3 protein-coding genes are annotated in these 14,698 nt (G+C 49.6%); all 3 read right to left on the bottom strand.

Going from position 1 to position 14,698, the window contains the following annotated elements; translation table 11 throughout:
• Nucleotides 1–25 precede the first annotated feature (25 nt).
• Nucleotides 26–10,600, bottom strand: coding sequence for an autotransporter outer membrane beta-barrel domain-containing protein (locus BL107_RS10105; RefSeq protein ID WP_071984247.1), 10,575 nt, complete (start codon nucleotides 10,598–10,600; stop codon nucleotides 26–28).
• A 187-nt stretch (nucleotides 10,601–10,787) separates the two neighbouring features.
• Nucleotides 10,788–12,011, bottom strand: coding sequence for a lycopene beta cyclase (gene crtL, locus BL107_RS10110; RefSeq protein ID WP_009790253.1), 1,224 nt, complete (start codon nucleotides 12,009–12,011; stop codon nucleotides 10,788–10,790).
• Between the two features lie 2 nt (nucleotides 12,012–12,013).
• Nucleotides 12,014–14,644, bottom strand: a complete 2,631-nt coding sequence (gene gyrA, locus BL107_RS10115; RefSeq protein ID WP_009790254.1) for a DNA gyrase subunit A — start codon at nucleotides 14,642–14,644, stop codon at nucleotides 12,014–12,016.
• Between the last annotated feature and the right edge of the window lie 54 nt (nucleotides 14,645–14,698).

The following is a 14,698-nucleotide window of genomic DNA, read 5'->3' on the forward strand; positions in this document are numbered from 1 at the left end:
ACGAGTCGTCAAAGAACTGCGCTGATCAGAACTGGAAGGTGACGCCGCCGCTGCCACGCCAAGTGGTGCCGCGGTCACCACCCCACACCTCGGCTCCACCGCGCGCGTATACCTTCACCGATGTGCGGTTGAAGTTTTGAATCGTGTAATCCAGGCCGGCTTCAATTAAGGCGCCGTTCTGCGTTTCCAACTGCGAATCAAAATCGACGGTTTGATTGGTGAACTTGTAACCAATCCGCTGCGCTTCATTGTTTTGGTTCCAATCAGCAAGCCATGCAGCTCGCACACTCGGAACTAACAAGGAACGTTCTCCGGTTCGAATTGGCACCGACAGCTTCATCCCCAGTTCCGTTTCAAGGAAGTTGGTGGTGCGATCTTTGTACTTAAGCCTCAGATTCTTCTCCGTTCCACTCGTTTCTGAAAAACCATCTTCACGGTTTTGAGTCCATACAGCCTGGGCCTGAGGTTCAAGAACAACACCACCCGCTTTGAACGGCGCACCCATCCTTAGTGCCCCCAGGTAACTCGTGACTTTCTTATCGCCCTTGGCAGTATTCGCACCAAAGTCTTGATTGATCTGAAGAATATTGCGGGTCTGCTCCCCACTGAATTCACTGGCGCCAACAAGACCCTGAATGTAGAAGTTACGGGTTGAATACTGCGCCGTCAGGCCACCGCCATAGCCGTCGGAGTCCCAGCTTCCACCACCGGTATCATCGCTGCTGTGCTGAATCCGTACGTCGCCATAGTTGGCATAAGCACCAATCTGGAATGATTCGCTCAAGGCGATATCAACACCAAAGCTCGTGCCGTAGCTGCTCAGGTCGTAGTCGTTATAAAGAATGCTCGAATCATCAGCTCGACTGTTGCCGCCAAACCCCTTCATCCAGGCACTCACACCATCACGGTTCGCAAGATCTAACTCATCATCGTCACGATCCACATACGCCACACCGTCCATCTCAACAATCCCGATATCAGACGAAAGGTCTTCAACCGAATCAGATTCAACAGCTGCGATATCAGACGAAAGGTCGGCATCAAGCCGGGAAACAGACGATTCATGAATCAGCTCTTCGAACTGGCGCATGGGCTGTCGATCGAAAACCGAAGCAACGAGCTGATTATTAAATAGCGCCATGCCACGGCCAGCAGCGTCAACATTTCTTGGCGCGAGGCCGCTCGTTACAAGCTTTGCGAGTTGGCCGTAGTCGAAACCAAAGGAGATTTCAATCTCTTGGTCCTTCAATCCATCCATTACAGCTTCAATAATTTCAACAGCGGAATCTTCTTCCACATTCGAAGCTTCATCCTCCTCACCATCAATATCACTAATCACATCACACAACTCATCATCATCCTCACAACCTGGAAGCTCATCAACATCGCCGTCATCACCATTGAGATCCTCTTGGATCTCAGCGAAGGATTTCTGTTCAACAACCAGTTTCAGCGAGCCTTCTTCTAAACGAACGTCAGACAAAGCCGCATCTGCAAGCGGTTGATCAACACCATCAAACTGAGCAATGCGATAGTCGACACCATCAATTTCAACAAAATCAGCTTGATTTTCGCGATTCTTCTCACTCGGAAGAGCCGGAATAAGTAAATACGTATTTTTTGCCAGCTCATCCGCATTCTCGACCTCACCATCGATCACATTCCAAGTGCCTTCTTGTTGACGCGCTTCTTCATTGGAAACAACCATGTAAAGACTGGCCGGACCAAGCTTTCGACCTTTTCGGAACACGAATTTTCCGGCCTCATCGATCTGGATCGGAGCCGTGGAATTCGCCCCAGAATCGAGGAAGGCAGCAATCTCTCCCTGATCAAATTCAAGTTTTTCCTTCACCCGCAATGGTGCGAGAGAAGATACGCGCAATTGTGATTCATCATTAACAGTTAAACTCTTAAGATAAGCGCTATAGCCGTTATCATCTTCTGCTTTAAATCGAGCTTGTCTTGGGTAAATGCTGAGATCTAAAACACCATTATTAGACAACACAAAGTCTGAATTTGGACTAAGAGCAGTTGAGCTGGCCGCAATCAACGTCCCCCCTTCAACAAAGGTGGGCGAGGAATAGGTATTGACGCCAGAAAGAGTGAGGTCGGCATCAGATATTTTCGTAACGGAGCCAAGGCCAGACAGGCTACCGTCATCAATTGTGCCAGCAAAATCTCCAGCCTTAATCACTAAATCAGCCCCCTTCACCTCATCATCTGAGTTTTGCATCGTGGATGTACGAGGATTTAAAACAAGATCACCACTACCAGAAATGGACAAAATTGTATTATCGAATCCCTGAAGATCCAAAAGACCATCCTTTTCAATCACAACAGACGACTTTTCAGATAGGGCTGAATTATTTTCAGCATAGAGAATGGCACCATCCTGAATGTTTGTAACCCCGCCATAGCTACTCTCTCCCGAGAGACTAACTTCGCCCTTGGTAGTGAGTGATGTCTTGGCACCATGAATTCCATCAATCACACCAAGGAATGCATTGGAATCAACCTCAATGCTTAAGTCGTTACTTTCACCGTCGATCCGCTGGAACGTTGCACGACTTACAGAGGTTGTGCCCTTCAAATCGTGGTTGAGGTCAGTCGTCTTAACTTTGATCGTGCCTGCTGCCGTGGTGTCAGGAAATACGCCAAAGTCGTCTGATGAGGCATTAACGGCATACGACCAGGTTCCGCCCAACTGATGAATCGCTTCGACATCAACGATGCCACCAACAATCAACTCACCGTCGGCATCGGAGTTGTTCTCTCCCAACACAATTGTTTCCTTTTGCACTGGAAGATCATTCGAAGCCAAGCCACGGCTGTCTCGGAAACGCTGACGCAGCTCATTGCCCCCTTCGATCAAAACAGCACGCAGAGATCCTTCCTCAACACGAATGGTGTTGGTGCTATCACGCCCCAACGCGACAACACCTGCCTCAACTCGTGCTCCATCGGTAATAACAATTTCTTGGTCTTTTTCTTTTCCACCAGTAATGCCAACACATGGCGTCAATTCAGCACTAAACACCTTTTGGTCACCCCGTACCTGACAATCCTGCCCCTGCGGGAAAATCCAATCACCACCAGCATCTAACTTAATTGCAGCAAAATTGACCAACTGAGACTCCTCTAATCCAGAAGAATTGTTAGAAGAATCAGATCGTGGATCAAAGCCCTGCCTAAAGACGTTGAGGCCTTGCACCGGCTTAGTACGTTCAAGAATTAACGCCTCACCACCATCAATGATGGATTTACCAATATCAAAGGTGCCACGGTTCAAGATGAGATCATTGCCACCACGCAGGGTGATTGAAGTCTTACCTTTATCCCTTGTTGTAGTAGAGATAATTCCACTGTTGAGGATCACATCATTATTCGAGCCCATCATGATTCGGCTGGCCGCAAACGTTCCTGGCCGAGGGACAGCACCGTTACGTTCATTTTTTTCGTAATTGATAACATCCCTCAGGTTGCGAGTATTGATCAGCGCATGCCCTGCTGTGGCGTCTGCATTATCTTGATAGATCAGGTCACCAGCAATCTCAAAATTGCCACCTAAGTTCTTCAAAGAACCTTGGGCCTTGATTTTGCGTAGAGGTGAATCTTCATCAAGAACTCCACGATCATCCAGAACATCCAACAAGCGCTTCATGCCATTGTTGACCGTGAGCGAATCAATCTGAACATCACCGGCGTTGGTGAGGCTGGTTACTGATAAAGCACCATTCTCGATTCTGCCCGTATTACCAACAAGCAATCGTTTCGCAAAATTCTGCTTAATTTCACCTGTAGCGCCAATACTTAAAAGGCCACGAACAAAGGTAGGGGATTCAGGGCTGATCGCATCGGCATAAAGAGTTTGAAGACTGCCATCTTTCAGAACCACCGTGGCTCCTCGGTAGGTGCTCGCTGTTTGATCACTTTCCCCCTTCAGATCACCCAAAACCATTTCACCATTATTGAGGATGGCTGCTTTATTCGATATTTCCGTGAGCGAACTGTCGTGCAATCCCTCGAGGATGGTGAGCTTGCCATCCTGCCGTGCACCAACCAGGAGACGACGATCACCAGCAGCAGTAATCGATTTAAACGTCACCGCATCAATGTCATCCTGTTCGTCATCATCTTGGATTGAAACATCATCAGCAGATCGTGTTGTTGTCACGATGCCCTGGGCATCAAGATCAATATCACCAAAATCACCTTCATAGCCCCACATGCCTCCGAGTTGCAGCGCCTTGGAATAGCCCTCCGTTTCATCAACCCTGAGAGAGCCTTTCACCACATTGCTGGAGATCTGTTCGACCAAAGAGGTTGGTCCATCAAGTGTGAAAGAGGAAGGATCGATAGAAGCACCAATCCGAAGCTCCGGATCCTGGCCTAGATCCTCCAGATCCGTCGCATGCAAGAGATCAACATCCAGAGATCCATTCACAACATGTATCGAAGCAATATTCTGAATCGCTTTTGCATTCACAGATGCGGAAGAAGAATTATCGCCAACAACCAAAGAGTTGAAAGAGTTGTTAACAGTACGATCAAAAATGATATCTCCAGAATTGACATTGATTCGCTCACTGCCCACAACACCATCAATCAATCCAACCTCAAGTGATCCATCAAGCACTTCAATACTGTTACTACTAGAGCGTCCCAGCTCCATCACGCCAGTTTCAACATTGGCGCCATTTGTTATCTTTAAAAACTGATCAGCATTGCGTTGCCCAACAATACCAACACAATCCGTCTTATCAGCACTGAATATGCGACCAACACCAGTCACACGGCAGTCATTGCCCTGCGGGAAGATCCAATCACCTCCAGCTTCTAACTTAATAGCAGCAAAATTGACTAGTTGAGACTCTACTAAACCCGATGAATTGGAAGTAGGGTTTTTAGAAAAAATGGAGAGGCGATCATACCCTTGTCTAAAGATATTAAGGCCCTTGACGGTACGAGTATCCCGGTTAAGAATTGAATCCGTAATTTCCAGTGGCTCACCGCCATCAATGATCGATTGACCAATATCAAAGCTGCCGCGGTTGAGGATAAGGTCATTACCACCACCAAGGTTGATCGAAGTCTCATCCGCATCCCTTGTTGTGGTTGCGATGATTCCACTATTTGAGATGATATCTCTATTCTTACCCATAGTAATCTTCTGAGCCGTCAAGGTTCCAGGCTGAGGGACAGCACCGTTACGTTCATTTTTTTCGTAACTGATAACGTCCCTCAGGTTGCGACTGTTGATCAATGCATGACCATCGGTTGAATCGTCATTGTCTTGATACTTGAGTTCACCAGCGATCTCAATATTGCCACCCAAGTTTTTGAGAGATCCTTGGGCTTTAACTTTGCGTATTGGCGCATCCTCATCAAGTTGTTTACGGTCAGCAAGAACATCCAACAAGCGCTTCATCCCGTTGTTGATCGTGAGCGAATCAATATGAACCTCACCAGCATTGGCAAGACTTGTGATTGAGAGATCACCATTCTGAATTGAACCTGTTTGTCCAACGATCAAACGCCGGGCAAAATTCTGGCTAACTCCACTGCCTTCCGATTCACCAATCTGGAGCAGACCTCGAACCAAGGTGGGTGATTGTGGACCAATCGCATCATCTTCAAGGGTCGTTATCGAGCCACCTTTCATTGCAACAGTAAGGCCCTTGTAGGTACTCGGGTTATTGCCACCAGAGACTCCCAGCACCACCTCACCATTAGAAATCAAGGACGCCTTTTTTGCACCATCAGATTTTGAAACCGGTGACCAGGAATCATGAATGCCATTCGTGACGCTTAGAACACCATCCTTTCTTGCACCAACAAGCAGCCGACGTGATCCATCAGCTGTGATGGATTCAAACGTTGCCGATGATTGTGAATCAGGCTCATTACTGCCATTACCCGCAACAACAACACCTTGGCCTGAGAGGTCAGTGGAGGAAAAATCACCTTCATAACTCCACAGACCACCCCGCTGTTGAATCGTTGCAATGGATTGATCAGACGCACCAACGGATAAGCGGCCCGATGCCACTTGATCTAAATCAACACCACTACCAGGCCTGACGAGTGATTCGCGCAAAGATTGAAGAGGCGCCTCAGCAGATACCTCGAGTGGTTCACCAAGAATAAATTTGTTTGTTTTACCCTTGGAATTTGACTGGAGAGCAGCAATATCAAGTGATCCTTGCCTCAGATGAATCGTTGAATCACCATCAAGCTGGAGCAGACCAACGGTGAGACCAGACTCGATATTTTTGGCATTAGAGTTGGAACTAAAATTAAGAGTGTTATTCGAAGGTGTCGATGCAATCAATCCATACTCTGTATACAAAGAATCATCGATATCACGATCAGCAGCAGTAACAATCAGACTCGCTTTATCACCAAGATAGGCAAGACCCTCACCCTTATAAGAAATAATTTCAAAGCCTTTTACATTAGATGTATCAAAATCAAGGGATCCATTTTGATTCCAGAAAACATCAAAATCACCAGACCCACCATCAATAACGCCACTGGAAACTGAAGCCTGGTTACCAATCCGAATCAGATCATTGCCTGCATCCAGATCAATCGAGCCACCAACCGTTAACGATCCCTGAATATCTAACTTATCGGATAGCTCAAAAGCAGCCCCTCTTGAAACAAAATCGCCACCAAGAATATCGCCTGACAACTCAACACTGGCTGACTCATCAATCAAAACAGTGGCACGATCAATCTTGAGACTCTGGAATTGATTTGATCCAGAGAATGTTAACCCAACCTCTTCATCAAAATCATTGCGAGATGAGACATTGACGCTGACAAGTTCGCCTTCGATACTATCGATAGCGTTATTCGTACGCCTTTCTACATTAATTTGCGCGCCACCTAATGTTCCATTTTTCAGGGTGCCTCCATGAAGGTTATATTTAGGCGCACGTTGCGTGGTATCACCAAGATCAAGGGTTGGTTGTTTTGTAGAGGATGAGATTAAAACTGTTGATTTTTCACTAAGGCTTTCATCTTCTTGCAGCAATAATGTCCCATCATGCACCTTGGTAAATCCAGTGTGACCAAATGTGCCAGAGAAGGTCGTTGTTCCAGATCCTTTTTTAACAAGAGCGCCGTCACCCTTAGATGTACCTGAGAATTCAACATCTCCGTTCAATCCACCATAAAAAAGATAAGATTGGTTTTGCAAACTTACTAGGCCTTTGCCTGTGAGTTCGCCAATCTCTTGATCTTCTCGCCTATTATCATTGTCGCCTAAGATCAATTTGCCATCCACTTGATGGATGGATTCAGAACTCAAACTCCAAGCCTGTCCAGCACGCAACGTGCCGCCTTCATTAATCGTGGTTGTGCCCGTATAAGAGCTAAGGGTATTTCCTTGTTTTAAATCAACATCACGATCAGCTGCAAACACACCCAGCTCAGAGTCACCACCCAGGGTGGCTAGGCCATAGATCTGAAAATCAATATTGTCGCCACGAATGGCTCTGACAGAAAAATCAGAATTCTTATCGATCGAAATAATTTGAGAATTACCCGATCCCAGATCCAAATCGCCTATGAGATGGAGATCTCCACCAAATTTATCCTGTGTGTTCCCAAGTCGCAGCGCATCATTAGAAGCGCCTAATTCAACGGAACCCCAAATCGCGACGGGCTGCGTACCATCGCTCTTCTTTTTCACCCAAATACTATCTTTGCCTTTACTACCGACAATGGCGGCATAACCATATCCACCGTCATCCCAACGACAGCCATAATCACTGCGGCCTGTTGTTGACTTTCTACCACCACAATTCTCTAAGTCTTCTTTGACCCCCCAACCCAAAGAATTGCGGTACGCGACCACCACATTTCCAAACAAATTGAGCTTATTGACATCAGTGTCTAGAGAATTATCGTTTTCGATCTTGCTTGACGTACCTAGGACAAGCCGATCATCAAGAACACCAATTCCACGCGATTTACCATTATTGCTTGCACCACCTCCTTGAAAAGTAACCGTATCACTTCCCTTACCCATGACAATATTGCCGCGAATCACACCCTGGTTCCCCAAAATATCATCACCACCTTCACCATAAAAGTTACCTCTTAGATAACTTCCTTGATGATTAGTAAATGCATCATTTCCAGCCCCCATAAAGACATTAACCGTATAATTCCTCTTGGCATCCTTGCTATCTGCATCAGATAAATTGCCACCTGTTTCTTCATTCGCTACGTCGCAAGTGTTACCAAACTTATATCCATTAAATCCCTGATCATCGGCGCCAGCCGTCACACATCCAAGCCAGCTGCCAGATCTACGGTCCTTGCCCTCACTTAAGCCGTTCACAAGAGTGTCATCACCACCTTGAAAACGGAGCTGCAAATGATTCCCCGTATCTGCTTCTCCAGGTCCAACAATTAACCCATTATTGGTTAGCGTATCGTCGCCACCCTCAAATGAAATTTGCGGACGAATGCTGTAGCAAGTTTTTGGATCCGCTCCTTTCTTGCAGTTGTCTTTGTAGGCGTCATATTCGGTCGGCAATGCACCGGTAAAACTGGCCACCAATAGGCTGCCATTCTCGACAGTTAATTCATTGATTGAATCATCGAATTCAATAATTGGTGAAGCGTGGTTTGCGATTTTAGCTATCGTGCCTTCTGATGAGGTTTCCTCACCAGGTGTCCTTGGGCCATACATGGGATCCAAGTCACGGCCAGTAACCCTTAAAGCACTACCAGCCTTTACGGATAGGTCATGTCCAAGTCTGAGAGATACTGAAGCCTCAGATGGCTCCATACCCTTAGTATTAATAGCCTCATCTTTGATATCTAACTGACCCTTTTCAACAATCAAAGATCCATACGCATTCTTCCCCGAGAGAGTTAATTTTGCATCACCATCCTTGATGAAGGTTCCTTGCAAGGCATTGGCTCCAGGCCCGCCAAGAATGGAACCCTCAAACTCATGATTTTTTTTACTACTAGGAGCATTGACAGAAAGGTGTGCCTGATCTGTATTTAAAACAATGCGCCCTTTTCCTTGGATCGAGCCAACGGTATTAAGTCCTCCAGAAGTGTCTAGGCCGCCCATCAAGCGCAGTGTTGCATCTTGATTTACCGAGACGTCGGTTGTTTCGGGAGTTGAGGTCGTTTCTGCAAAACGCAGTTCACCCGCCTCAATAATCGTTTCTCCCTCATAGGTTTGCGGTTTTCCACCTCCAAGACGAAGAAAGCCTTTCCCATCCTTGATTAGGCCACCATCGCCAGAAATGGTACTTCTCACGAAGACTTCAGTACTACTATCTTTAACCCTAATAGTTGAATTAACACCTTTACCTTCTAAGACAACACCTTTTCTTAGGTCGATGTAGTTTCCATTCAGATCCAGCTCACCACCAGTCAAGGTGATTTTTTCATTGATCTGTGCGTCGTTACTTGGTGAACCCTGAGACGTTGGCTTTCCACTGAGGGAAATTCTCAGAACGGCACTCTCTTCAACTCTGGTTCCTGCATCAGTAGACCCCAAGCCATTGACGTTGGTGATTTCAAGAACACCCTCTTTGACTATCGTTGGGTTGATGTAAGAATTATTGCCCCGAAGAGACGTCGATCCTGACCCCTTAAAAAATAGTGAACTAGGCGAATCAAATGTACCTCCAATCGATTGAATTGTCCCCTCTAAAATAATATTTTCACTATTGTTATCAATCGTTCCACCTTTACTAGTGACGTAAAGCGGGATTGAATACTTTGTATCAAAGTTAAGACTGCCTCCATCAAGAACAGGAGCAGTACCATTATTGCAATCCTCGGGCGAAGATAGACCAGAGACAGAAACAGATGTATTAATGGTATTTAGCTTGCAACCGGCAAAAAACTGTATTTTATAATTATCACCGTTATTAGTACGATAAAGCTCACCATTCCAGTAATAGCCTATTTGAGGATTACTGCCCCCTGACGGGCGTGAAACAGATTGATCTGATTTGTTCGCTCCATAGGCAAATCCGCCCCCGTTCCAGAAGCCATAGAGATTGAGATTTTTAACTTTCTTGCCATTGATTTCGTTAACACAACCTGGTCCATTATCTTCAGAAGAATCACATTCAGCCATAAATGATTGTTTTTGAGCCAGATATTTTACTGATAGCTCTTCTGCCAAAACAGCATTATCCTTCCACGGTTGATAGTTATTATTTTTACCACCACCTATCCATCCAGCCCCATAAACCCCAGGCAATTTAACCTCGGGTTTATTTCTATTCCATGCCGAGTAGTATATCCCATAAATACCATCGCTATCAGTTTCAATTACTGATTTAAAGTCTTCTGGCAATTGCCAAAGAGTAACCGAATCTTTTGTATCTGGCCCTGGCAGAGGTATTTGTTGATCGTCAGGAAAGTTGTTGGGTTTAGCAGCCTGGGCCAGCAATATATCTGTTGTAAAAGCATTCGAACTAGCCGGCAAAAGCTTGCTCAATGCCTTATGTCCAACAACCGCGGCACTTGCTTTAGCAGGCTCAGCCCAATCACCACAAAGTAGTGCAAATACCAATAGGAATATCAAATTTCCAGCGGAATGCTTCGCCACACGTTTTTTTACTGCTTTTCAAAAGGTACGCTCTTCTCACGAGAGAGAAGGTACAAATCGAGTAAGAATTGCAAGTATCAAGCCAAGACTTGCCTTGCTCGGTGTCTTGCTTTCACTGCTAAAAATTTATACCAACAATTCTCAGCCACGTTGTCGCTTCAGCGTGAGCAGAAGCCCATGCTTTGTCTTAGCGCGGTGCACCCAACACCAACCCTCTCCGCACATCCCACGGTGAAATCGCAAACAGGCGCAGCATCACAGCCATCAGCTGCGGCAACGGCAACGTGTTGGTGAGGAAGCCACTCCAATCCGCTTGGGATAGCTGAAAAAAGCTCGTGAAGTGGCGGCGCAACAGCCGTTCATCGAAGCCCATCAAACGGCCTAAACCAAACTGAAACAGGCGATGGCGCAACACCAATTCCGTTGGCCACAGCGCTTGCCAACCCACACGCGCCAGGGCTGCAGATCCCATCGCTGGTTGCTCTTTTAAAACCGCAGCCAAGGCGGCCGCCAAACCCGGTCCGCGCCTTAATAGCGCTCCCACCATGTAGCCCGAAGCTGGGTGCACCATGCTCGCCGCGCCGCCAAAAGCCAACACCGGCTGATGGAAATCCGGCAACGGCAAATTCATCGGGAACAGGCAATGTTCAACATCCATCACTTCGGTGATTGCGTTCCCCGCCTTGGCCAAACGTTGCTCTAGACGTTGCTTCAACTCAGCTTCAGGAACTGCGGGCGCTAAGGCCAACGATGTTTCCTCCAAAAAAAACACCCCATCACCAAAATCCATCGCATACAAAAAGGTGGGGGGCTGCTTTCGCTGTTCTGGGCTGAGGTGATCGCAGCGAAAATCCATCAGCACAAATTGGCCTGGCTCCACCGGAGCTTTTTCAAAGCGACCCACCACGCCATAGGCGGCTTGCCCAGCCACGGGCCCCTGATCCGGACGACGGATATGCGGTGTTCGATGGCCTGAGGCATCGATCACCACCCGGGCCAGGCGTGGTTCGCCGGAAGCGCAATGCACCTGGGTGCGATCAGCCTTCACTTCGATGCGATCGACGCTGTCTTGATACCAGGTGATTCCCTCGCCACGGCCCAACCAGTACTGCTGAAGTTTTTGCCGATCAAACAATCCGTAATCCATCCCATGCGGCGTGGGTTGATCGTCTAAGTCCGAGCCCCCTGCGCCGTAAAAACTCACCGTTTGGCTCCAGCGGTGCTCCAGCAAATCCTCGAGGCCCAACAGCTCGAGCTCCTTCGCCCAAATCCCGTAGGTGTTCGGCCAAGGGGCATCCACCGGATTCGGTGCAATGCCCTCCACCAACACTCCACGCTGATGCAATTCAGAAGCGATGCAAAGGGCGGCCGGACCGCCCCCGATCACCAACACATCAGCGACATCAGCCAAGGTCAGCCCTCAGCTGATGGTTCAGACGACTCCTCTGCACTGGCTTCGTTGTCGTCGTCCGTTTCCGCCTCGGGCGGCACCAGCACCACATCCGCCAAGCGATCGCCCTTATCGAGACGCTGCAAGCGAACGCCGGTGGCGGCTCGAGATTGCTGAGGAATGGCATCAGCGCTGGTGCGCACAATCACACCCTTTTCACTCACCAACAACAGCTCTTCTCCAGCCCCCAACACCCGCAAGCCCACGAGTTCATCGGCATCGGTGCGGAACTTCATCGCGCGCAGCCCCATGCCAGCCCGTTTCTGCAAACGGAATTGGGTAACGGGAACCCGCTTGCCAAGCCCAGATGCCGACGCCACCAACACCCAAGGGCCTTCGGCAGCCACAGCCGTTTCAGCTACGTCTCCTGCGTCGTCGCCATCCCCGACGTCATCGGCACTGGCGGCGATTTGATCGGCCAACTCCGCTGGCAGCACATCCATGCTCACCAAACTGTCGCCCTTGCGCAGGTTCATTGAACGCACGCCGCGGGCGGTGCGACCCAGGGGTCGCAATTCACCATCGGCCAAGCGGAAGTGGATCGTCATCCCGGCCTTCGAGCCGATCAGCACGCTGTCGCCTGGGATCGACAACCGCACCCAGGTGAGCGCGTCGCCATCTTCCAAACCAATAGCAATCAAGCCATTCGAACGGATGTTGCTAAACGCTGAAAGCCGCGTGCGCTTGATGAAGCCACCCTGGGTGAGCATCAACAAATCGGTGTCGTCGTTGAATTCCGAAACGGCTAACAACGAGGTGATCGCCTCTTCCCGAGGAATGGGCAACAGCTGCACCACCGGCGTGCCTTTGGCGGTACGGCTGCACTGCGGCACCCGATAGGCCGGAAGCGCATAGGCCACGCCCCGATCGCTAAACAACAGCAACGTGTCGTGGTCGTTGCAGCCGATGAACAGCTTCACCGCTTCTTCACCCTGGCTGCGGGTGCCGGCCTTGCCGCGGGTGCCGCGGCTTGTGGCTTCGAATTCACTCACCGGCATCCGCTTCAGATAGCCGGTTTCCGTGAGCAACACCACCGAGCGCTCATTCGCGATCAGGTCGATGTCTTCCAGGCCACCAGCCAGATCCAAAATCTCGGTGCGGCGGGGCACGCTATGGCGCTCACGCAGCTGGCCAAGCTCCTCTTGGATGATGCCCAGCACCCTTTCCCGACGGCCGAGGATGTCTTTGTAGTCGGCAATCTTGGTGACGAGATCTTCGTGCTCCAGGCGGATCTTGTCCGCTTCAAGCGCGGTGAGCCGCCTCAGTTGCATCTGCAAAATCGCATCCGCCTGCACCGCAGACAGCCCATGACGGTCTTGCAATTGCGTTCGCGCCGTTGCGGTGTCGGGTGCGGCACGGATCAAGGCAATGATCGGATCGAGCTGATCCAGGGCCAGCAGCAAGCCCAGCAAAATGTGGTCGCGCTCTTCCGCCTTGCGCAGCAAATAACGGGTGCGCCGCTCGATCGTCTCGATGCGGAAGTCGAGGAACACCTCGAGCATCTTGCGCAGAGTGAGCAGGATCGGCTCGCCATTCACTAGCGCCAACATGTGGGCACTGAAGTTGCTCTGCAGCGGTGTGAGCTTGAACAGGTTGTTCAACACCACCTGCGGGTAGGCATCCCGACGCAACTCGACAACGATCCGCATGCCATCGCGGTCGCTTTCGTCGCGGATGTCGGAAATCCCCTCCAGTTTCTTGTCGTTCACCATCTCAGCGATGCGTTCAATCAACGCCGCTTTGTTGGTTTGGTAAGGCAAGGCCGTAATGATCACGGCATCCCGATCAGGCCGACCGGGGGCTTCGATCGTTTCGACCTCAGCCACGCCGCGCATCGTCACCGAGCCGCGACCACTTAAATAGGTTTCACGGATCCCGGTGCGGCCCAGAATCTGGCCACCGGTTGGAAAGTCGGGGCCAGGGATCAGAGTCATCAACTCCTGATCCGAAATTTCAGGGTTGTTGATCAAAGCCATCAGGCCGTCGATCAATTCATTGAGGTTGTGGGGTGGAATGTTGGTGGCCATCCCCACGGCGATGCCCGCCGATCCATTCAGCAACAACTGAGGGATCCGAGCCGGAAGCACCGTTGGCTCCTGCTGGGAGCCATCAAAGTTATCGGCGTAATCGACCGTTTCGGCTTCGATGTCTTCGAGCAGGCTGTCGGTGGTGAGTGCCTGCAACCGCGATTCGGTGTATCGCATGGCCGCCGGTGGGTCGTTGTCCACCGAGCCAAAGTTGCCGTGCCCGTCGATCAGGGGCATCGACATTGAAAAGTCCTGGGCCATCCGGACCAGGGCGTCGTACACAGCCGTATCGCCGTGGGGGTGGTACTTGCCCAACACCTCGCCCACCACACGGGCACATTTCCGATAGGGCCGGTCGCTGGTGAGCCCCAACTCGTACATCGCATACAGGATGCGCCGATGCACCGGCTTCAATCCATCGCGGGCATCGGGCAAGGCCCGACCCACGATCACACTCATCGCATACTCCATGTAGGAGCGCGACATCTCGTTGCGAAGATCTGTTTGGATAATTCGTTCGTCGGAATCGCCGGGACCGCCGCCTCCTGGTCCCACAGAATCCGCCATAAATCACCCGTTCGCCTTACCTAAATTTTATCGCGCGCCTGGTTTTTTGCTTAA

The sequence above is a fragment of the Synechococcus sp. BL107 genome, from assembly GCF_000153805.1.
Lineage (GTDB): Bacteria > Cyanobacteriota > Cyanobacteriia > PCC-6307 > Cyanobiaceae > Parasynechococcus.